This window comes from Streptomyces sp. NPDC059788 (assembly GCF_042732265.1).
Lineage (GTDB): Bacteria > Actinomycetota > Actinomycetes > Streptomycetales > Streptomycetaceae > Streptomyces.
Genome location: NZ_JBHWHY010000017.1, coordinates 1 through 21263, shown reverse-complemented (window position 1 = coordinate 21263; position 21263 = coordinate 1). Strand labels below are relative to the sequence as shown.

Sequence of the window (21263 nt, the reverse complement as noted above, 5' to 3'; positions counted from 1 at the left end):
GCATGGGTACGGGCCCGGTCGCGCCGGGTCCGTCCGCGAAGGAGCTACTGCCCGCCGGCCGGGGCGGTCCGCTTGACGCCGAGCAGCACGGCGTCGCGGCCGTCCTCCTCGGTGAGCTGGACCTTGACCGTCTCCCGCAGCGACGTGGGGAGGTTCTTGCCCACATAGTCGGCACGGATCGGCAGCTCGCGGTGGCCGCGGTCGACCAGGACCGCGAGCTGCACGGCGCGCGGCCGGCCGATGTCGTTCAGGGCGTCGAGGGCGGCGCGGATCGTACGGCCGGAGAAGAGCACGTCGTCGACGAGGAGGACCACGCGGCCCTCGATGCCGTCACCGGGGATGTCGGTGCGCGCGAGAGCGCGGGCCGGACCCAGGCGCAGGTCGTCGCGGTACATGGTGATGTCGAGCGAGCCGACGGGAACGGCGCGGCCGGTGATCTCTTCGAGTTTGGCGGCCAGCCGGCGGGCGAGGAAGACCCCGCGGGTGGGGATGCCGAGGAGCACCACGTCGTCGGCGCCCTTGGCGCGTTCGACGATCTCGTGGGCGATACGGGTGAGCATGCGCGTGATGTCCGGGCCTTCGAGGACCGGGCGCGCAGCATTCGAGCTGGGGGCGTCCATGACGAACGGACCTCCTTCTCCGCCTCACGGGACGGACTTTAAAGGACGTCGGAATTACGCCGTTCACGTTACCAGGAGCCGCGGCGTGGTCCGACAGCACCCCTTCGAGGCCTCCGTGTGACTCATTCGGCTTGACGAAGCCAAATTACGCTGCGTAACCTCACAGTGAGTTACCAGCCGCGCGGCCCGCGCCGCACGTCTACACAGTGTCCGGGGAGCTTTATGTCCAGCGAATACGCCAAACAGCTCGGGGCCAAGCTCCGCGCCATCCGCACCCAGCAGGGCCTCTCTCTCCACGGTGTCGAGGAGAAGTCCCAGGGCCGCTGGAAGGCCGTCGTGGTGGGCTCGTACGAGCGCGGCGACCGTGCCGTGACCGTGCAGCGCCTGGCCGAGCTGGCCGACTTCTACGGCGTGCCGGTGCAGGAACTCCTGCCGGGCACGACCCCGGGCGGTGCCGCCGAGCCGCCGCCGAAGCTGGTCCTGGACCTGGAGCGGCTGGCCCACGTCCCCGCCGAGAAGGCCGGCCCGCTGCAGCGCTACGCCGCCACGATCCAGAGCCAGCGCGGCGACTACAACGGCAAGGTCCTCTCGATCCGCCAGGACGACCTGCGCACCCTCGCGGTGATCTACGACCAGTCGCCCTCCGTGCTGACGGAGCAGCTGATCAGCTGGGGCGTGCTGGACGCCGACGCCCGCCGCGCGGTGCAGCACGAGGACATCTGACCGCACCGCCGCCACCTGCAGAAACGTACCGCCGCTCCGGACCTCTCCGGGGCGGCGGTTTTCTGTGCGCGTGCGCCGCCGTTTCCGTACGCGTACGCACCCGCTCTCCGCACGCGCGCGCTGCCGCCGTACGCGTACGCACCCGCCCTCCGTACGCGTACGCTCGCGGGCTCCGGGCCCGCACGCGGCGCCCCACCGCTCCCCCGCGGCCCGCACCCGCCCATGCGAAGGGCCCGGAGCGTCGCACGCTCCGGGCCCTTTCACGGGATCCACCGCCGCCTTACTGCGCCTCGCGCCGCAGGCCGGGCTTCAGTTCCTTCAGACGGGCCAGCAGGCCGTTGACGAAGGCCGGGGAGTCGTCCGTGGAGAACTCCTTGGCCAGCTGTACCGCCTCGTCGATGGCGACGGCGTCCGGCGTCTCGTCCACCCAGATCAGCTCGTACGCGCCGAGCCGCAGGACGTTGCGGTCCACCGTCGGCATCCGGTCCAGCGTCCAGCCGACCGAGTAGGAGGCGAGCAGCTCGTCGATGCGCTCGACGCGCTCCGCGTACCCCTCGACCAGTTGCAGGGTGTACTCGTTGACCGGCGGCTGCCGCGGGTCGGTCCGGGCGTGCCGCATCCAGTCCGCGAGCACGGACTGCACGTCGGCACCGCGCTGGTCGGCCTCGAAGAGGATCTGGAAGGCGCGCTTACGGGCCTTGTTGCGGGCGGCCACGGTTAGCTGTTCACCCGGCCGAGGTACTCGCCGGAGCGGGTGTCGACCTTGATCTTCTCGCCGGTCGTGATGAAGAGCGGCACCTGGATCTGGTAGCCGGTCTCCAGCGTGGCGGGCTTGGTGCCGCCGGTGGAGCGGTCACCCTGGACGCCCGGCTCGGTCTCCTTGATGACCAGCTCGACGGCGGCCGGCAGCTCGACGTAGAGCACCGAGCCGTCGTGCTGGGCCACGACGGCCTCGAAGCCTTCGAGGAGGTAGTTGGCGGCGTCACCGACGGTCTTGCGGTCGATGTGCAGCTGGTCGTAGGTGTCCATGTCCATGAAGACGAAGTACTCGCCGTCCATGTACGAGAACTGCATGCCCCGCTTGTCGACGTTGGCCGTCTCGACCTTCACACCGGCGTTGAAGGTCTTGTCCACCACCTTGCCGGACAGCACGTTCTTGAGCTTGGTGCGGACGAAGGCCGGGCCCTTGCCGGGCTTGACGTGCTGGAACTCGACGACGGACCAGAGCTGGCCGCCTTCGAGCTTGAGCACCAGGCCGTTCTTGAGGTCGTTCGTGGAAGCCACGGTTGCGGAATCTCCTGGACTGCGGGTGGTGGGACCCCGGGCCCCCGCGCGACGAACCGGTCCGGCTCAGAGCGCGAGCAGCTCCTTGGTCGTGATCGTGAGTAGCTCGGGCCCGCCGTCCGCCTCGGGGCGGACGACGAGTGTGTCGTCGATCCGGACGCCGCCGCGGCCCGGGATGTGAACCCCCGGATCGACGGTGACCGGCACGCAAGCGTCCAGTTTACCCATGGCCGCAGGTGACAGCCGAGGGTCCTCGACGATTTCGAGTCCCACACCGTGTCCGGTCCCCGGTCCCAGGCGCTCGCCGTGGCCCGCGCCGACCAGGACCTGACGCGCCGCCCGGTCCACCTCGCGGCACTCCACGCCCGGTGCCAGCGCCTCCCGTCCGGCCCGCTGGGCTGCGAAAACGAGGTCGTACAGCTCGATCTGCCAGTCCGCCGGCGTGGTGCCGATGACGAACGTACGGCCGATCTCGCAACGGTAACCCCGGTAGTTCGCGCCCAGGTTGACGGTCAGGAAGTCGCCTTCCTCGACCCGCCGGTCGGTGGGCAAATGTCCGGGCCGTCCCGAATGCGGCCCCGAGGCGACCGAGGTGGGGAAGGCGGGGCCGTCCGCGCCGTGGTCCACGAGGCGGCGCTCCAGTTCCAGGGCGAGATGCCGTTCCGTACGGCCCACCAGAATCGATTCCAGCAGCTCGCCGAGGGCCTGGTCGGTGATCTCCGCGGCGATCCGCAGACAGGCGATCTCCTCGTCGTCCTTGACGACCCGCTGCGCCTCGACGGCGCGGGCGAGATCGGCGAGCAGCAGCCGCGGGGCGACCTGGCTCAGCGCGCGGTGCCGGGCGACCGTGAGGTGGTGCTCCTCGACGGCGAGCGAGCCCGCCCCGGCCCGCGCGGCCCGGTCCGCGGCCGCCACGACCGGGTCGCCGCCCCGGTCGGGCAGCTCGGACACCCGCAGCTCCTCGGCGGGCCGGCCCTCCGAAGGGTCACCGCTGAGCGGCCCCCCGGTCAGCAGGAGGTCGTCGGCCGGGCCGAGCAGCAGGGCCGCGCCGGGCGGTGCGCAGCCGGTGAGGTAGCGGACGTTGGCGGGACGCGAGATGAGCGCAGCGGCGCTTCCGGCGGCGACGCAGCGGTCGCGCAGCCGCGTACGCCGGGCCGAGTACAGCTCGGACATGCACCGAGCGTACGGGCACCGGTCCGGCCCGGCCGGTCGGGCGGGTCCGGCCGGGGGACCGCGGGTCGCTCCTGGCCGGGGGGCTGCGTAGGGCTTCCGACCGGGGCCGTACGGGCTCTTGGCCGGGCGGGCGGGAGGCGGGCCGGAAGCGGGCGGGGGGGGGCGGGGCGGGAGGCTGGGGGGGAGGCCGGACGGGGGCGGAGCGGAAGGGCAGGCGGAGGGCCGGGCGGGAGGCAGGGCCGGGCGGGAGGCAGGGCCGGGCGGGAGGCAGGGCCGGGGGGCGGGCCGGGAGGCTGCCCTACGGGGCGAATCGAACGTGATCGTCCCCCCGGCGGGGGGATACCCGGAGCGGGCGACGGGAACCCCGGGAACCGGAGCCTTTCGGGCGCCGGAACGCACGGCGGACCGAACGGCGGCCCGGACGCCGGACGGAGCGACCGGACCAGCTCCCGGACCGGCGCGGCGGCCCGGACCGCGGACCGGACGCCGGAGACCGGACGCCACGGACCAAGCCGGACGGCGACCCGGCCCCCGACCGAACGCCCGGCCAAGCCCCGGAGGCCGGCCCCCGCCCCTACCAGCTCGGCGGGCTCGCGATGCTGCGCGCCACCACGTCGTCCAGGAGGCGGGCCGTGGTGGGCACGTCCTGCGCGGAGTTGTCGATGATGGGCAGGCCGGAGCCGTACCAGCCCGCCATGCGGCCGTGGATGCGGGCGACCTCCTCGTCGGAGAGGCGCCGGTTGCCCGTACGGCGGGCGTTGCGCTCCAGGACGATCTCCAGGCCGGGCAGCAGCACGATCGGCAGCAGCCCGGGGCCCACATGGCGCTTCCAGCCGCCGAGGCCGATCACCGGGCGGTCCGGGAAGACGGCGTCGTCGAGGATGCAGGAGATGCCGTTGGCGAGGAAGTTGCGGGCCGCGAAGCCGCAGGTGCGGCGGGCGAGGCGGTACTGCGCCTCGGAGTGCTCGTTCCACCCCGTCTGCGGGTCCGCGAACCCGGACCGCACCCATTCGCGTACGTCGTCGAGGCTGATGTGCGCGGTGGGCACCCGGCGGGTGTCGGCCCAGTGCCGGGCGACGCTGGTCTTGCCGGCTCCGGCCGGGCCGATGAGCAGCACCGCGACGGCGGTGTGCGCGGCGTCCTGCGCGGAGGCGCCGGCGGGCGGGCTGGGCAGCGCCACGGGCGCGCCGGGCGGGAGCTGGATGTGCCCGGTGGCCTCGGCAGCGGGCGGCGCGGTCGGCGCGCCGTGCTGCGGGGCGAGGGGCGGCGGGGCCGTGGGCCAGCCGGGCGCGGGCGGCGCGGCGGGCGGCCGGTGCGGCGGTATGGGGTGGCCGGGGTGCGGGCTCATCGCGGCCCCCGGGCCCGGCACCGGTCCGTGAGGCGGTGGCAGCGGAGCCCCCACTGCGTGCTGCATCCGGTGGCTCTCCGTCTCGTGCGGTCGAATCTCGTGGCCGCCCGTGGCGTGCGCGGTACGCGATACGGGCGGGGCTGTCGTCCGTACCGTGCTCGCGTGTCCGGCGCGCCGGGCGTCCGGCCCGGGTGGGCCGATGTGGTTGTCCGGCGAACGGTACCCGCAGAAGGCGGCCGCAGTCCTCCCCCGGCCGTCGCCGTGCGGGCGACGGCCGGGGCGGGCCCGAGGGGCGTGCTCAGCCGGTGAGTTCGGCGGCCAGCGCGCGCAGCGCGAGCTCGTAGGAGCCGATGCCGAAGCCCGCGACGGTGCCGCTGGCCACCGCCGCGATCACCGAGGTGTGGCGGAACTCCTCGCGGGCGTACGGGTTGGAGATGTGCACCTCGACGAGCGGCGCGGTGCGCTGGGCGGCGGCGTCCCGCATCGCGTACGAGTAGTGCGTGAACGCGCCGGGGTTGACCACGACCGGAATCGAATGGTCCGCCGCCTCGTGCAGCCAGCGGATCATCTCGCCCTCGTCGTTGGTCTCCCGGACGTCGGCCTCGAAGCCCAGCTCCTTGCCGAGCGCGGCGCACCGCTCCACCAGACCGGCGTACGACGTGGAGCCGTACACGTCGGGCTCGCGGGAGCCCAGGCGGCCGAGGTTGGGCCCGTTGAGGACCAGGACGCGCCTCACGCGGCGATCTCCGCGTGCGCGGCGAGCAGCATCGCCGGGTCGGGGCCCTCCAGGACGGTGGGCTTGGCCAGGCCGTCCAGGACGATGAAGCGCAGCCGGTCGCCGCGCGACTTCTTGTCGACCTTCATCGTCTCCAGCAGCTTGGGCCACTGGTCACCGCGGTAGGTCAGCGGCAGGCCCACCGACTCCAGGACGGCGCGGTGCCGGTCGGCGGTCGCGTCGTCCAGCCGGCCGGCGATCCGGCCCAGCTCGGCGGCGAAGACCATGCCGACGGAGACGGCCGCGCCGTGCCGCCAGTTGTAGCGCTCGTTCTTCTCGATGGCGTGGGCCAGGGTGTGCCCGTAGTTGAGGATCTCGCGCAGTCCGGACTCCTTGAGGTCCGCGGAGACGACCTCGGCCTTGACCCGGATGGCGCGCTCGATCAGCTCGGCGGTGTGCGGCCCGTCGGGGCGCTTGGCGCCCTCGGGGTCGGCCTCGATCAGCTCCAGGATCGCCGGGTCGGCGATGAAGCCCGCCTTGATGACCTCGGCGAGGCCGGAGACGTAGTCGTGGACCGGCAGGGAGTCCAGCGCGGCCAGGTCGCACAGCACACCGGCCGGCGGGTGGAAGGCGCCGACCAGGTTCTTGCCCTCGGCGGTGTTGATGCCGGTCTTGCCGCCGACCGCCGCGTCCACCATGCCGAGCACGGTGGTCGGTACGGCGACCCAGCGCACGCCGCGCAGCCACGTCGCGGCGACGAAGCCCGCGACGTCGGTGGTGGCGCCGCCGCCGACGCCCACGATGACGTCGGTGCGGGTGAAGCCGGTCTGGCCGAGCGCCTTCCAGCAGTACGCGGCGACCTCGGCGGTCTTGGCCTCCTCGGCGTTGGGCAGCTGGATGGCGATGGCCTCGTACCCCTGGCCCGCGAGGTCCTCGCGCAGCGCCTCGCCGGTGGCGGCCAGCGCCTCCGGGTGCAGTACGGCGACGCGCTGGGCCTTCTTGCCGATCAGGCCCGCCAGTTCGCCCAGCAGCTGCCGGCCGACCAGGACCTCGTAGGGGTCGGTGCCCGCGGTGCCGCCGACCTGGATGCGGGTGGCCTGCTCCGTCACGGGTGTTCCTTCCTCCCGGGTGTGCCGGGGGCCGCGGCGTCCGCCGCCGGCACCCCGGGCTCCGGGGATTCGTGTAGCTGCAATGCGTCCAGTACGGCTTCGGCGACCTCTTCGGGCGTCCGGCTGTCCGTGGCGACCACGGCGCGCGCGACCTCCGTGTACAGCGGGCGGCGCGCCTCCATCAGCTCGCGCCACCGCTGGCGCGGATTGACGGCGAGCAGCGGGCGCGGCGCGTCCAGCCCCACCCGCCGTACGGCGTCGGCCAGTTGGACGTCCAGGAAGACGACCGGCAGCCCGGACAGCAGGGCACGGGTGCCCTCGTCCATGATCGCGCCGCCGCCGAGCGAGAGCACCCCGGGGTGGCCCTCGACCGCGGCGCGCACGGCGCGGCGCTCCAGCTCGCGGAAGTGCGGCTCGCCGTGGTCGATGAAGATCTCCGGGATGGGCTTGCCCGCGCCCGCCTCGATGTCGGCGTCGGTGTCGCGGTACCCGGCGCCGAGCCGGGCGGCCAGCAGGGCCCCCACGGTGGACTTCCCCGCGCCCGGGGGGCCCACCAGCACCACGAGCGGCGGCGTCACCTGATCGCCAGGCCGTCGAGGAAGGACCGCACGTTGCGGCGGGTCTCCGGCACGCTGTCGCCGCCGAACTTCTCCGCCACCGCGTCGGCCAGCACGAGCGCCACCATCGCTTCGGCGACGATGCCGGCCGCGGGGACCGCGCACACGTCGGAGCGCTGGTGGTGGGCCTGCGTGGCCTCGCCGGTGGCGACGTCGACGGTGGCCAGCGCGCGCGGGACGGTCGCGATGGGCTTCATCGCGGCCCGTACGCGCAGCAGCTCGCCGGTGGACAGGCCGCCCTCGGTGCCGCCCGAGCGGCCGGTCGTGCGGCGGATGCCGTCGTCGGTGGAAACGATCTCGTCGTGCGCCTTGGAGCCGGGCACCCGGGCCAGGTCGAAGCCGTCGCCGACCTCGACGCCCTTGATGGCCTGGATGCCCATGAGGGCCCCGGCCAGCCGGGCGTCGAGCCGCCGGTCCCAGTGGACGTGCGAGCCGAGGCCGACGGGCACGCCGTACGCGAGCACCTCGACGACACCGCCGAGGGTGTCACCGTCCTTGTGGGCCTGGTCGATCTCGGCGACCATCGCCTCGCTCGCCGCGGAGTCCAGGCAGCGGACCGGGTCCGCGTCCAGCTTCTCCACGTCGGAGGGCTTGGGGAGCACGCCGTACGGGGCCTTCGCCGCGGCCAGCTCGACCACGTGCGAGACGATCTCGATGCCGGCCGTCTCCTTGAGGAAGGAGCGGGCGACCGTGCCGAGCGCGACACGGGCCGCGGTCTCGCGGGCGGAGGCGCGCTCCAGGATGGGCCGGGCCTCGTCGAAACCGTACTTCTGCATGCCGGCCAGGTCCGCGTGGCCGGGGCGGGGGCGGGTCAGCGGGGCGTTGCGGGCCAGTTCGGCCAGCTCCGCCTCGTCGACCGGGTCGGCCGCCATGACCTTCTCCCACTTGGGCCACTCGGTGTTGCCGACCATGATCGCCACGGGCGAGCCGAGGGTGAGCCCGTGCCGGACGCCGCCGAGGAAGGTGACCTCGTCGCGCTCGAACTTCATGCGGGCACCGCGGCCATAGCCGAGCCGGCGACGGGCCAGGGCGTCCGCCACCATGTCCGTGGTGATCGGGACGCCGGCCGGGAGGCCCTCCAGCGTCGCCACGAGTGCGGGGCCGTGCGACTCCCCCGCCGTCAGCCAGCGCAACCTGCTCAACGATGCTCCTCATGTCCTGCTACTGCGCGAACAGTCTTCCCCTGATCCTCCCACGTCTGCCCCGGCGGCCCGCTTCCCGTCCGGAAAACGGACCGGCCGCGGTGGCGGAGGGCCGGCCGCGCGGTGTCGGAGCGGCGGTGACAGGGCCGGTTCACCGCCCCGCGAGGGCCGCCTCCCCCGCCGCGCGCATCGCCTCCAGCGGCGCCGGCGACTTCCCCGTCATCTGCTCCACCTGTAGTACGGCCTGGTGGACGAGCAGGTCCAGGCCGCCCACGACGGCGCCGCCGCGGGCGCCCCACGCGGTGGCCAGGGTGGTCGGCCACGGCTCGTACAGGACGTCGAAGAGGGTGCCGGGGCGCTCGGGCACGGCGGCGGCCAGCGCGTCGGTGGTCCCGGCCGGGGTGGTGGCGATGACGAGCGGCGCCTCGAAGGCCGCGGCGGCCTGCGACCAGTCGGCCGTACGCACGTCCACGCCCAGCCGTTCGCCCCAGCCGCGCATCTCCGCGGCCCGCGCCTCGCTGCGCACGTAGGCGGTCACCTCGCCCGCGCAGATGCGGGACAGGGCGGCGAGCGCGGAGGAGGCGGTGGCGCCGGCGCCCAGGATCGCGGCCCGTTCGACCTGGTCCGCGCCGCGTTCGCGCAGGGCGGCCAGCATGCCCGGGATATCGGTGTTGTCGCCCGTGCGGCGGCCGTCCTCGGTGAGGACGACGGTGTTGACGGCCTCGACGGAGGCCGCGGTGTCGCTGATCCCGTCCAGCAGCGGGATCACCGCCCGCTTGAGCGGCATGGTCAGGGAGAGCCCCGCCCAGCTGCCGTCCAGCCGGGCCATGAAGCCGGGCAGCGCGGCCTCGTCGATCTCGTGGCGGCCGTACTCCCAGCCGCTCAGGCCCAGTTCGGCGTAGGCGGCCCGGTGCAGGACCGGGGAGAGGGAATGGGCGATGGGTGACCCGAGGACCGCCGCACGGTGTCGGCCCTGGACTTCACTGGACATGGTGCTCCTCAGCTCGGACCCGCGACACGATAGACGAACCGCGCGCGGCGGCCGGGGCACCCCCGGCCCGGGGCCGCCGCCGTCGGGCGGGGGCCGGGGCGGGCGCCGGCTGCGCCCCTACGGGCGCTTGCGCTTGTTGAACTCCTGGACCAGCTTCTCGTGGTCCTTGAGGTTGGTCGTGAAGTCGGTCTTCTTGCTGTCGATCGAGATGAAGAACAGCCACTTGGCGCTGTCGTCCGGGTCGATCGACGCCTTCAGCGCGTCCGCGCCCGGGTTGCCGATCGGGCCGGGCGGCAGGCCCTTGTAGAAGTAGGTGTTGTACGGGTCGTCGTAGTTGCGGATCTCGCGCGTACCGATGTCGATCTTGCTCTGGTTCTTCAGGTAGTTGTATGTCGAGTCGAATTCGAGCTTCTGGTTCGTGATCGTGTTGCTCGGCGCGAGCCGGTTGTAGACGACCGCGGCCATCTTGCGGAAGTCGTCGTGGGTGATGCCCTCGGCCTGGGTGAGGCTGGCGACCGTGACGAGGTCCAGCGGCGACTTGAGGTCCAGCTTCGCCGCGTTCTCCACCAGGTCGTACTTGGCGTACTCCCGGTTGGCCCGCGTCACCATCTCCTTGAGGACCTCCGCGGGCTTCGCCTTGCCGCTGACGCTGTACGTGGAGGGGTAGAGGAACCCTTCCAGCGGGTCCTTGATCTTCGGGTTGCTGTTCGCCCAGGAGGGCAGCCCCAGGTTCTTGGCCTCGGAGGCCGCGACGTCCTTGGTCGTACCGGGCTTGAGGTGCAGCTTCTTGTCGATGAGGTCGTAGACGGCGGCGTTGCGCAGGCCCTCGCGGACGGTGAGGCCGTTGCGGCTCTTGGGGTCCAGCATGAGCGTGATCGCGGACTCCGCCGACATCTGCTTGCGCAGCGAGTAGGCGCCGTCCTGCAACCGCTTGCCCTTGTCGCCCTCGCCCGCCGCCTCGGTGAACGCGTCGGCGCTCTTGACCACGCCCTCGCGCTTGAGGATCAGGCCCATCTTCAGGATGGTGCTGCCCGGCGGGATCTGGACCTGGACCTCCCCCGTGCCCTCGCCCTCGAAGTCGGGGGCCGGGCCGAAGTGGCTCTTCCAGAAGTCGTAGCCGAAGTAGGCGACACCGCCGCCGCCGACGACGAAGACACCGGCGACGATCAGGCAGGCCATGCGGCTGCGCTGCTTGCCCTTGCGGCCGCGGCGCTCGCGGCCGGAGCGGCGTTCCTCGCGGGGGACGGCGTCGTCGTAGTCGTCGTCGCCGTCCCCGCCGTCCTTGAAGAAGGAGTGCGCCGGGTCGCGGACCTGCTCGTCCTGCCCGGGCCCGGGTTCGGCCCGGAAGTCGTCGCCCGGCGGGGAGGGGTGCGGCGGCTGGCTCAGGTGCTCCGGCCGCACCGCCTCGAACTGGGCGGTCTGGGCGATCTGGTCGCCCTGGTGGTCGCCCTGCCCCTGCTGCTCGTGCGGGTCGTGCGGCCCCTGGTGTCCGTGCTGTCCCTGGTGGCCGTGCGGGTCGTGCTGTCCCTGGGGGCCGTCCTGCCCGGCCTGCTGCTGGCGCAGGTGCTGCGGCTGCGGCGGCGGGTAGGCGTCCTGGGTCCCGTAGTAGTCGGGGGTCTGGCCGCTGTACGGGTCGACGGGCGGGTGCTGCTGCCCATACGGGTCATACGGGGCGCCGCCCTGGGAGGCGTCCCATCCGCTGCCGTACTGCTGCTGCTGGGCGGGAGGGTAGGGACCGTTCAGCTCATCCCACTGCTGCCCGTGCGGCTGCTGCCCGTACGGCGGCTGCTGGTTTCCGTGCTGCTGCCCTCCGTAAGCGGCCTGCTGGTGCTGGCCGCCGTACTGCCCCCCGTAGGGACCTTGCTGAGGTTGTTGCGGCTGCCCCCGGTAACGACCCTGGTCTCCGTAGAGAGGGTCGTCCGGGTGCCACGGTTCGGAGCCGTAGCCCCGGCCATACTCAGTCATCGATCCCCTAGAGCCGCGAGGCGGTGCGCTCCTGAGTGGCAGCGCCTGCGGTACCGACCGCCTCTTTCTGCACGTGCGGTTGTTCGATCCGCCGCAACGTCGCGCGGAACGTTACCGTACCGCGATCAGATGACCACTTCGACGCTCTCGCCGGGTGGGTGACCGGACACCCGTTCGGTCTCCAGCGCACTCTGGAGAATCACCACGGCAGCGGCCTGGTCCACCACGGAGCGGCCCTTCTTGCTCCGGACCCCCGAGGCCCGCAGTCCCTGCGTGGCTGTGACGGTTGTCATGCGCTCATCGACGAGGCGTACCGCCACCGGGGCGATCCCCCGCGCCATCTCCTGCGCGAACGCCCGCACCTTGGCCGCAGCCGGCCCCTCTCCCCCGTTCAGGGAGCGGGGCAGGCCGACGACGACCTCGATGGGTTCGTACTCCTCGACGATCCCCCGCAGGCGCCGGTGGGCCGCCGGGACGTCCCGCCCCGGCACCGTCTCCACCGGCGTCGCGAGGACCCCGTCGGGGTCGCACGAGGCGACCCCGATCCGGGCGTCCCCCACATCGATGGCGAGGCGCCTGCCACGCCGCATCTCACCCACGCGCTCAGGCCGCCTCGGACACGAGGCGCTCGACGGCCTCGACGGCCTCGGGCACCGCGGCGGCGTTCTGGCCGCCGCCCTGGGCGACGTCCGGCTTGCCGCCGCCACCGCCGCCGAGCGTCTTGGCGGCCGTACGGACCAGGTCACCGGCCTTGATGCCGCGCTCGCGGGCGGCCTCGTTGGTGGCGATGACGGTCAGCGGACGCCCGTTGGCCACGGTGAACAGGGCCACCACGGCCGGACGGTCGCCCGGCACACGGCCGCGCACGTCCAGGACCAGCTTGCGCAGGTCGTCGGCGGAGGTGCCGTCGGCGACCTGGGCGGCGACCAGCGCCACGCCCCGTACGTCCTTGGCGTCCCGGGCCAGCCCGGCGGCGGCCTGCAGGACCTTCTCCGCGCGGTAGCGCTCGATCTCCTTCTCGGCCTCGCGGAGCTTGGCCAGCATCCCGGAGACCTTCTCGGGCAGCTCCTCGGGACGGCCCTTGACCAGCTCGGTCAGCTGCGAGACGACGGTGTGCTCGCGGGCCAGGAAGTGGTACGCGTCCGCGCCGACCAGGGCCTCCACGCGGCGCACGCCGGAGCCGATGGAGGACTCGCCGAGCAGCTTGACCAGGCCCAGCTGGGCGGTGTTGGCGACGTGGGTGCCGCCGCACAGCTCCTTGGAGAAGTCGCCGATGGTCACCACGCGTACCCGGTCGCCGTACTTCTCGCCGAACTCGGCGATGGCGCCCTGCTTCTTGGCGTCCTCCATGCTCATGACCTCGGCCTGGACGTCCAGCTCGCGGGAGAGCACCTCGTTGATCCGCTGCTCGACGTCGGTCAGGACGGTGCCCGGCACGGCGGCCGGCGAGCCGAAGTCGAAGCGGAAGCGGCCCGGGGAGTTCTCCGAACCGGCCTGGGCGGCCGTGGGGCCGAGCGCGTCGCGCAGCGCCTGGTGGGTGAGGTGGGTGGCGCTGTGGGCGCGGGCGATGGCCCGGCGGCGCTTGACGTCGATGGTGGCGTACGCGGCCGAGCCGACCACGATCTCGCCGACCTGGACGACGCCCTTGTGCACCGTGACGCCGGGCACCGGGCGCTGCACGTCGCGGACCTCGACGACGGCGCCCGACTCCAGCCGGATGCGGCCGGTGTCGGCGAGCTGGCCGCCGCCCTCGGCGTAGAAGGGGGTGCGGTCCAGGACGACCTCGACCTCGTCGCCCTCGTGGGCGGCGGGGGCGGCCACGCCGTTGGCCAGCAGGCCCACGACGGTGGTCTCGCCCTCGGTGTGGGCGTAGCCGGTGAAGACGGTGGCGCCGGCGCGGTCGGCCACCTCGCGGTAGGCGGACAGGTCGGCGTGGCCGTGCTTCTTGGCCTGGGCGTCGGCCTTGGCGCGCTCCCGCTGCTCCTTCATCAGCCGGCGGAAGCCGTTCTCGTCCACCGAAAGGCCCTGTTCGGCGGCCATTTCGAGGGTGAGGTCGATGGGGAAGCCCCAGGTGTCGTGGAGCAGGAACGCCTTGTCGCCGGGGAGCACCGTGCCGCCGCCGGCCTTCGTCTCGGAGACGGCGGTGTCCAGGATGTTGGTGCCGGCCTTGAGCGTCTTGAGGAAGGCGGCCTCTTCGGCGAGGGCGACCGTCTCGATGCGCTTGCGGTCCTCCAGCAGCTCCGGGTACTGCTGGCCCATCGTCTTGATCACGACGTCCAGCAGGTCGGCGACGACCGGGCCGGTGGCGCCGAGCAGGCGCATGTTGCGGATGGCGCGGCGCATGATGCGGCGGAGCACGTAGCCGCGGCCCTCGTTGCCGGGGGTGACGCCGTCGCCGATGAGCATGGTGGAGGTGCGCATGTGGTCGGCGACCACGCGCAGCGACACGTCGGTGTCGGCGGCGGCGCCGTAGCGCACGCCGGTCAGCTCGCCGGCCTTGTCGATGACGACGCGCAGCGTGTCGGTCTCGTACATGTTGTGGACGCCCTGGAGGATCATCGCCAGGCGTTCCAGGCCGAGGCCGGTGTCGATGTTCTGGCTCGGCAGGTCGCCGAGGATCTCGAAGTCCTCCTTCGAGGTGCCGGCGCCGCGCTCGTACTGCATGAAGACCAGGTTCCAGATCTCCACGTACCGCTCGTCGTTGACGGCCGGGCCGCCCTCGACGCCGAACTCCGGGCCGCGGTCGTAGTTGATCTCGGAGCACGGGCCGCACGGGCCCGGGACGCCCATGGACCAGTAGTTCTCCTTCTTGCCCAGGCGCTGGATGCGCTCCTTGGGCACCCCGACGACCTCGTGCCAGATGCGCTCGGCCTCGTCGTCGTCCAGGTAGACCGTGACCCAGAGCTTCTCCGGGTCCAGGCCGTAGCCGCCGTCCTCCAGGGAGCCGGTCAGCAGCTCCCAGGCGTGCTTGATGGCGCCTTCCTTGAAGTAGTCGCCGAAGGAGAAGTTGCCGCACATCTGGAAGAACGTGCCGTGCCGGGTGGTCTTGCCGACCTCTTCGATGTCCGGCGTGCGCACGCACTTCTGGACGCTGGTGGCGCGCGGCCACGGCGGCTTGACCTCGCCGAGGAAGTACGGCTTGAAGGGCACCATGCCCGCAGGGACCAGCAGCAGCGTCGGGTCGTCCGCGATGAGCGACGCCGACGGCACGACGGTGTGCCCGCGCTCCTCGAAGAAGCGCAGCCAGCGGCGGCGGATTTCAGCCGACTCCATCAGTGGTCCTCATTTCCGGTCGGTCCGGTCGGTCCGGGTGTTCTCGTTCGGTGCTGCGTGATCTGGTACTGCGGCGTTTCGAGTGCGGCACGGGAGCGCGTCGGCGGCAGTTCGCGCGCCTCGCCCCGGTCGGTCAGGCCCAGCGCTTCGTGAAGCTGCCCTTCACGGTCCGCCATTCCCGTGCGTACGTCCAACGCGAACTGGCGCAGCCGGTGTCCGGTCTCGACGGCCTTGTCGGCGGCCTGCGCCGCGAGGCTGTCGGGCTGGAGCTTGCGCAGCTTGCGGTTGACCTTGGTGGTGGCCCAGACCCCGGCGGCGGCGCCGGTGGTGAACCAGAATGCGCGGCGGAACATCGCGGCGATCAGTCCTTGGAGCGACGGTTGCGGCGCCCGCCGCGGCGGGCGGCGGGCAGGGTACGGCCGACGACGGTGCGCTTCGGCTCGGGCGGTGCGCCCTTCTTGCCGATCGCGCGGCGCACGCCGTAGCCGAACGCCGCGACCTTGACCAGGGGGCCGCCGAACGCGGAGGAGACGGTCGAGGAGAGCGCGGAGGCGTTGGCGGTGACCTCCTGGACGTCGGAGGCGATCGCGTCGACACGGGCGAGCTGGGTGTGCGCGGAGCGGACCGTCGCGGACGCGTCGGCCAGGAGCGGTACGGCCTGTTCGGACACCTCGGCGACCATCTTGGTCGTCGCCTTGAGCGTCTGCGCGAGCCTCACCAGCACGAGGGCGAGGAAGGACACGAGGATCGCCCAGAAGACGGCCACGAGGATCCCGGCCACCTCTCCACCGGACACGTTGGCACCACTCTCCGACTGACTTGTTCTGGTCCCGTCCTGCTCGAACGGCAGAGCCCGAGCCTATCGCGCCGCGGCCGTGCGCCCGTACCGCCCGGCCCGTGCGCCGCCGGGCCGCCGCCGGGCGATTGTACGGTCCGCACACCTGCGAGTACGCTCCGTGTTCCATGCGACGCTCCATGCGCCCCGGACCCGCTTCCCGCCCCTTCGCCGCACGCCGGCGGGTGCCCGGCAACCTGCCCGCGGAGCTCACCCGGTTCGTGGGCCGCGACGCCGAACTCGCCGCGCTGGCCGTTCATCTGGAGTCCGCCCGGCTGGTCACGCTCACCGGGGTCGGCGGCGTCGGGAAGACCCGGCTCGCCACCCAGGCCGCCGCAATCTTGCAGGATCGCTTCTGCGACGGGGTGTGGCTGGTCGAGCTGGCCGCGCTGCGCCACGGCCACCTGCTGGACCACGCGGTCGCCGAAGCGCTCGGCCTCGCCGACCACACCGGCCGCCCGCCCCGCGCCGCGCTGCGCGGCCACCTCGCCGGGCGCGAGCTGCTGCTCGTCCTGGACGGCTACGAGCACCTGGTCGACGACTGCGCCGAGCTCACCGCCGACCTGCTGCGGCGCGCGCCCGGCCTCCGCGTACTGGCGGCGGGCCGGCGCCCCCTCGGCCTGGCCGGCGAGCAGAACCTCCCGCTGCCGCCGATGAACGGCCCGGACGCGGCCCGCCTGTTCCGCGACCGCGCCGCGGCCGTCCTCCCCGGCTTCACCGCCGACGCGGACGACGAGGCCACCGTCACCGAGCTGTGCCGCCGCCTGGACGGCATCCCGCTCGCCCTGGAGCTGGCGGCCGGGCGGCTGCGCGCCCTGTCGCCGGGGCAGGTGCTGCACCGGCTCGACGACCGCTTCCGGCTGCTGACCGGGGGCACCCGAGAGGCGCCGCCGCGCCACCAGACGCTGCGCACGACCATCGGCTGGAGCCACGAGCTGTGCACGCCCGCCGAACGGCTGCTGTGGGCACGGCTGTCGGCCTTCGCCGGGCAGTTCGACCTGGACGCGGCGGAGTACGTCTGCTCGGGCCCCGGCCTGCCCGCGGACGAGCTGCTCGACGTCCTGGAAGAGCTGGTGGCCCAGTCGGTCGTCGTACGGGAGGAGACCCCGGCCGGCCTGCGCTACCGGATGCTGGACACGGTCCGGGAGTACGGAGCCGGCTGGCTGGAGGCGACCGGCGACATCGAGCGGCTGCGCCGGAGGCACCGCGACTGGTACGTGGGCCTGGCCACCTGGTGCGAACTGGACTGGTTCAGCCCACGGCAGGCCGAGGTCGCCGCCCGTATCGAGTGCGAACTGCCCAATCTGCGGGTCGCGCTGGAATACAGCCTCGACAGTTCCGGCGACGCGCACCTGGGCCAGTACCTGGCGGGCACCCTGTGGTTCTACTGGGTCGGCTGCGGCCGGCTCTCCGAGGGGCGGCACTGGCTCGCCCGTTCCCTGGAGCTGGACGGCGAGCACGACGACGCGCGGCTCAAAGCGCTGTGGGTGGCCGGGTACGTGGCGGTGCTCCAGGGCGACACGGTCGGCGCGATGGGCGCGCTCCAGGAGTGCGACGTGGAGGCGGAGCGCGCGGGCAACGCCACCGCGGCCGCGTACGCCGTACACCGCACCGGCTGCCTCGCACTGGTCGGCGACGACATGCCGCGCGCGGAGCTGCTGCTGCGCGACGCGCTCGGCCGTTACCGGGAGATCGGCGAACTCAACAGCAACGTGCTGATGGGGCAGGTCGAGCTGGCGATGGCGGTGGCTTTCCAGGGCGATCTCGCGCAGGCGGTACGGCTGTGCGAGGACGTACGGCAGGTCTGCGACGACCACGGCGAGCGGTGGACCCTGGCGTACGCGCTGTTCGTGCTCGCCTATGCGGCCTGGAGCCGCGGCGAGGCGGCGCGGGCACGGGCCCTGCTGGCGGAGTGCCTGGCCATCGACCACGTCTTCCACGACCTGCTGGGCGCGGTGCTGGCCATCGAGCTGCTGGCGCTGGTGACGCTCGGCGAGGGGGACGCGGACGAGGCGGCGCTGCTCCAGGGGGCCGCCGGGCGGATCTGGCCCTCGGTGGGGCTGCCGCTGTTCGGCTCGCGCTTCTTCAACCAGCCGCACCGGCTGTGCGAGGAGCAGGCGCGGGAGGCGCTGGGCGCGGAGCGGTACGAGCGCCGCGTGGCGACGGGCGCCCTGCTGGACCTGGACGCGGCGGTCGCCCGGGTCCTCGACGGCGGCGGGAGCACCCGGCCGGACGGGTCCGTACCGGGCCCGCGCGCCACGGCACCGCAGCGGCGCCCGGACAACGACGAACCCGCCGCCTCCCCCACCACGAAGGGCGGGGAGACGGCGGGCTGAGCACGCGGCCGGCTGCGCGCGGGGCGCGCAGCCGTGCGGTGACTACGCCTGGGTCAGCGGGCGTAGTACTCGACGACGAGCTGCTCGTCGCAGATCACCGGGATCTCCTTGCGCTGCGGGTCACGGTCCAGGCGGAACGCCAGGGCCTTCAGGTTGACCTGCAGGTAGCGGGGGGTCTCACCGTCGGGGGCGTAACCGCCCTCGCGCGCGACCTGGAAGGGGTGCTTCTCGCGGCTGCGCTCGCGGACCATCACGACGTCGTCGGGACGGACGCGGAAGGACGGCTTGTCGACCTTGCGGTCGTTCACCGAGATGTGGCCGTGGACGACCATCTGACGGGCCTGGTAGATCGTCCGGGCGATGCCCGAACGCAGGACGAGCGCGTCCAGACGGCGCTCAAGCTCGATGATCAGCGCTTCGCCGGTCTTGCCTTCGACCTTCCGAGCGCGGTCGTAGGCACGCGCCATCTGGCGCTCGCTGATGTCGTACTGCGCACGCAGACGCTGCTTTTCGAGCAGACGGACCTTGTAGTCACTGTTCTGCTTGCGGCCACGGCCGTGCTCGCCGGGCGGGTAGGGACGGGCCTCGAAGTACTTGACGGCCTTCGGCGTCAGCGCGATGCCGAGCGCGCGCGACTTCTTGACCTTGGGACGCGACTGGTTCACGTGGAACGGACCTCCGTGTAAGTTAGGTTAGGCTTACCTTACCGCGAGGAGAACGCATGTTTCGACCTGGGATCCCCCTGCCCGGTGCTGGTCAGAGCACCGAGATGGGTCAGCCGCGTCCCGTGGAAGACGCCCAGCAGCCAGCAGCCGCCGAGCGCGTACGAACCCTCGTCGAGTCCAATGGTATGGCCTCGCTGAGCATCCCCGGAATCGAGGACCCCGACGACGCCGGACTCTCTTCCCCAGTATGCCGTACGGTCACGGCCTCAGGTGACGTGCTGTTGCTGGTTCCTGGGGACTCCGCGGCCGCCAGGGCCGCCGCACACGCCCAGGACGACGACCTCACCGCCGTGATGGAGATCACCGACGTGGCACCCGTATCCGTGCCCCATCGCGTACGCGGCCGGGCCTGGGTGGCGGGCTGGCTGACTCCCGTACGCAACGAGGAGCGCGCCCGCTCGGCGATGCTGCTCGCCGAGCGGCACCCGGTCGGCGAGCTGCTCGGCATCGGCGAGGCCCTGCAGCCGGACCCGCAGCCCGGCATGTTCGGGCGGCCCGCCTGGATGATGCTGCGCATGGAGGTCGGCGAGGCGGCCGTGGACGACCTGTGGGGTGCGCAGGCCGTCGAGCCGGAGGAGTTCACCCGGGCCCGGCCCGATCCGCTGGCGGACCACGAGGCGGAGCTGCTCCAGCACCTCCACTCCGCCCACAGCGACCAGGTCCGCGGCCTGTGCACGCTGCTCGGGGACCGCTCGCAGAGCGCCTGCGACTTCCGCGACCGGGCCGTCCCGGTCGCCCTGGACCGCTTCGGCCTGCGGGTCCGCTTCACCGACGCCGAGCGGCGCTCCTTCGACGCCCGCTTCGACTTCCCGGAACCCGTCCGCGACGTCTTCGAACTCCGCCGCGCCATGCACACCCTCTTCGACGCGGCCGCGTCCGAATGAAGCCGAGAGCCACTCACCCGCCGGACGGGCACCCGGCAGATCCAGCCCGTCCGGCGCCTGAGGACGGCCGTCGGCCAGGGTGCGCCCGCACCGGCCCGGCCTGACTACGGCTCCTCGCCGCGCAGGCGGCCCCGCACGCGCTCCGTGACCTCCGCGTACCGCGCCTCGGAGCCGTACCGCGTAGGCGCGTAATACCGCTTCCCGTGCACCTCGTCCGGCGCGTACTGCTGCGCCGCGATGCCGCCCGGCAGGTCGTGCGGATACTGGTATCCCTTGCCGTGCCCGAGCTTCTCGGCGCCCTTGTAGTGGCTGTCGCGCAGATGCGGCGGCACGGGGCCCGCCAGCCCGGCCCGTACGTCCGCGAGGGCCGCGTCGATCGCCAGGTAGGCCGCGTTGGACTTGGGGGCCAGCGCCAGCGCGATCGTGGCCTGGCTGAGCGTGATCCGGGCCTCCGGGAAGCCGATCAGGGCGACGGCCTGGGCCGCGGCCACCGCGGTCTGCAGGGCGGACGGGTCGGCCAGCCCGATGTCCTCGCTCGCCGAGATCATCAGCCGGCGGGCGATGAACCGCGGGTCCTCCCCCGCCTCGATCATCCGCGCGAGGTAGTGCAGCGCCGCGTCCACGTCGGAGCCCCGGATGGACTTGATGAGGGCGCTGGCGACGTCGTAGTGCTGGTCACCGGCGCGGTCGTACTTCACCGCGGCGCGGTTGACGGACTCCTCCAGCGTCTGGAGGGTGATCTCCTTGTCCCCCTTGGAGATCGCGGACCCGGCCCCGGCCTCCAGGGCGGTGAGCGCGCGGCGCGCGTCGCCGCCCGCGATGCGCAGCAGATGCGCCTCGGTGTCCTCGGGCAGCGCGACCGCGCCCGCCAGGCCGCGCGCGTCCGTCAGCGCGCGCTTGAGCAGGCCGCGCAGGTCGTCGTCGGTGAGCGGTTCGAGCGTCAGCAGCAGGGAGCGGGAGAGCAGCGGGGAGATCACCGAGAAGTACGGGTTCTCGGTCGTCGCGGCGATCAGCGTCACCCAGCGGTTCTCGACGGCGGGCAGCAGGGAGTCCTGCTGGGCCTTGCTGAAGCGGTGGATCTCGTCGAGGAAGAGGACGGTCTCCTTGCCGTAGCCCCCGGAGGCACGGCGCGCGCCGTCGATGACGGAGCGCACCTCCTTGACGCCCGCGGTGATCGCCGACAGCTCCACGAAGCGCTTGTTCGTGGCCTGGCTGACCACGTACGCGAGGGTGGTCTTGCCGATGCCGGGCGGGCCCCACAGGAAGACGGAGGACGGTCCGGCGGGTCCGCCGTCGCCCTCGCCGACGAGGCGGCGCAGCGGCGAGCCCGGCTTGAGCAGATGCTGCTGGCCGACCACCTCGTCGAGGGTGCGCGGACGCATCCGTACGGCGAGGGGCGACCCCGTGGGGTCTTTCTCCTGGCGGTCTTCGGCAGCGGCGGTGAACAGGTCGGGCTCCACGGTCCAGAGCCTAATCCACCCCACTGACAACGCCGCCGGGAGCCGGTCGCAACCGCTTGCGAC

Annotated in this window: 20 protein-coding genes; 3 read left to right on the top strand and 17 right to left on the bottom strand. The window is 72.9% G+C overall.

Annotated elements, in window-relative coordinates:
* Positions 1-44 precede the first annotated feature (44 nt).
* The gene (gene pyrR, locus ACFV57_RS16460; RefSeq protein ID WP_385231655.1) at positions 45-620 is read right to left on the bottom strand and encodes a bifunctional pyr operon transcriptional regulator/uracil phosphoribosyltransferase PyrR; all 576 of its coding nucleotides are present in this window, start codon (positions 618-620) and stop codon (positions 45-47) included.
* A 222-nt stretch (positions 621-842) separates the two neighbouring features.
* Between pyrR and bldD the strand changes: the two genes are divergently transcribed.
* Positions 843-1343, top strand: a complete 501-nt coding sequence (gene bldD, locus ACFV57_RS16455; RefSeq protein WP_003982726.1) for a transcriptional regulator BldD — start codon at positions 843-845, stop codon at positions 1341-1343.
* 280 nt (positions 1344-1623) lie between these two features.
* Here bldD and nusB read toward each other — a convergent pair whose 3' ends face one another.
* From nusB to ACFV57_RS16385, 14 genes are all read right to left on the bottom strand, one after another.
* The gene (gene nusB / locus ACFV57_RS16450; protein ID WP_385231652.1) at positions 1624-2058 is read right to left on the bottom strand and encodes a transcription antitermination factor NusB; all 435 of its coding nucleotides are present in this window, start codon (positions 2056-2058) and stop codon (positions 1624-1626) included.
* Positions 2059-2060: 2 nt separating this feature from the next.
* Complete coding sequence (gene efp, locus ACFV57_RS16445) at positions 2061-2627, bottom strand: elongation factor P (protein ID WP_385231649.1); 567 nt, start codon at positions 2625-2627, stop codon at positions 2061-2063.
* A 66-nt stretch (positions 2628-2693) separates the two neighbouring features.
* Positions 2694-3800, bottom strand: a complete 1107-nt coding sequence (locus ACFV57_RS16440) for an aminopeptidase P family protein (protein WP_385231646.1) — start codon at positions 3798-3800, stop codon at positions 2694-2696.
* A 574-nt stretch (positions 3801-4374) separates the two neighbouring features.
* On the bottom strand, positions 4375-5214 hold the full coding sequence (locus ACFV57_RS16435) for a Pro-rich N-terminal domain-containing protein (RefSeq protein WP_385231643.1): 840 nt from the start codon (positions 5212-5214) through the stop codon (positions 4375-4377).
* A gap of 232 nt (positions 5215-5446) precedes the next feature.
* Complete coding sequence (gene aroQ, locus ACFV57_RS16430) at positions 5447-5884, bottom strand: type II 3-dehydroquinate dehydratase (RefSeq protein WP_385231641.1); 438 nt, start codon at positions 5882-5884, stop codon at positions 5447-5449.
* On the bottom strand, positions 5881-6972 hold the full coding sequence (aroB, locus tag ACFV57_RS16425; protein ID WP_385231638.1) for a 3-dehydroquinate synthase: 1092 nt from the start codon (positions 6970-6972) through the stop codon (positions 5881-5883). Before aroB ends, aroQ begins: the two co-directional genes overlap by 4 nt.
* The gene (locus ACFV57_RS16420; RefSeq protein WP_385231635.1) at positions 6969-7550 is read right to left on the bottom strand and encodes a shikimate kinase; all 582 of its coding nucleotides are present in this window, start codon (positions 7548-7550) and stop codon (positions 6969-6971) included. Before ACFV57_RS16420 ends, aroB begins: the two co-directional genes overlap by 4 nt.
* Entirely contained in the window at positions 7547-8731 is a 1185-nt protein-coding gene (aroC, locus tag ACFV57_RS16415) for a chorismate synthase (RefSeq protein ID WP_385231632.1), read from the bottom strand. Before aroC ends, ACFV57_RS16420 begins: the two co-directional genes overlap by 4 nt.
* Before the next feature lie 151 nt (positions 8732-8882).
* Positions 8883-9722, bottom strand: coding sequence for a shikimate dehydrogenase (locus ACFV57_RS16410; protein WP_385231629.1), 840 nt, complete (start codon positions 9720-9722; stop codon positions 8883-8885).
* Positions 9723-9839: 117 nt separating this feature from the next.
* The gene (gene mltG, locus ACFV57_RS16405; protein WP_385231626.1) at positions 9840-11687 is read right to left on the bottom strand and encodes an endolytic transglycosylase MltG; all 1848 of its coding nucleotides are present in this window, start codon (positions 11685-11687) and stop codon (positions 9840-9842) included.
* 125 nt (positions 11688-11812) lie between these two features.
* Positions 11813-12277: a Holliday junction resolvase RuvX gene (gene ruvX / locus ACFV57_RS16400; protein ID WP_385232059.1), complete on the bottom strand. Its 465-nt coding sequence runs from the start codon at positions 12275-12277 to the stop codon at positions 11813-11815.
* A gap of 13 nt (positions 12278-12290) precedes the next feature.
* A complete protein-coding gene (gene alaS, locus ACFV57_RS16395) occupies positions 12291-14960 on the bottom strand; it encodes an alanine--tRNA ligase (protein WP_385231623.1) in 2670 nt (889 codons plus the stop codon).
* Positions 14960-15313, bottom strand: a complete 354-nt coding sequence (locus tag ACFV57_RS16390) for a DUF6167 family protein (RefSeq protein ID WP_385231620.1) — start codon at positions 15311-15313, stop codon at positions 14960-14962. The genes alaS and ACFV57_RS16390 overlap by 1 nt, the downstream gene beginning before the upstream one ends.
* 8 nt (positions 15314-15321) lie before the next feature.
* Complete coding sequence (locus tag ACFV57_RS16385; protein WP_385231617.1) at positions 15322-15741, bottom strand: DUF948 domain-containing protein; 420 nt, start codon at positions 15739-15741, stop codon at positions 15322-15324.
* 182 nt (positions 15742-15923) lie between these two features.
* Here ACFV57_RS16385 and ACFV57_RS16380 point away from each other — a divergent pair, with 182 nt between their 5' ends.
* The gene (locus ACFV57_RS16380; protein WP_385231614.1) at positions 15924-18131 is read left to right on the top strand and encodes an ATP-binding protein; all 2208 of its coding nucleotides are present in this window, start codon (positions 15924-15926) and stop codon (positions 18129-18131) included.
* A gap of 53 nt (positions 18132-18184) precedes the next feature.
* Here the strand turns inward: ACFV57_RS16380 and rpsD are convergent, their stop codons facing one another.
* Positions 18185-18796 carry a 30S ribosomal protein S4 gene (gene rpsD / locus ACFV57_RS16375; RefSeq protein WP_030023487.1) on the bottom strand — a complete coding sequence of 204 codons (612 nt, stop codon included), beginning with the start codon at positions 18794-18796 and terminating at the stop codon, positions 18185-18187.
* Between the two features lie 185 nt (positions 18797-18981).
* Here rpsD and ACFV57_RS16370 point away from each other — a divergent pair, with 185 nt between their 5' ends.
* Positions 18982-19740, top strand: coding sequence for a DUF2470 domain-containing protein (locus ACFV57_RS16370; protein WP_385232056.1), 759 nt, complete (start codon positions 18982-18984; stop codon positions 19738-19740).
* A gap of 104 nt (positions 19741-19844) precedes the next feature.
* Here the strand turns inward: ACFV57_RS16370 and ACFV57_RS16365 are convergent, their stop codons facing one another.
* Positions 19845-21200: a replication-associated recombination protein A gene (locus ACFV57_RS16365; RefSeq protein ID WP_385231611.1), complete on the bottom strand. Its 1356-nt coding sequence runs from the start codon at positions 21198-21200 to the stop codon at positions 19845-19847.
* Positions 21201-21263 lie beyond the last annotated feature (63 nt).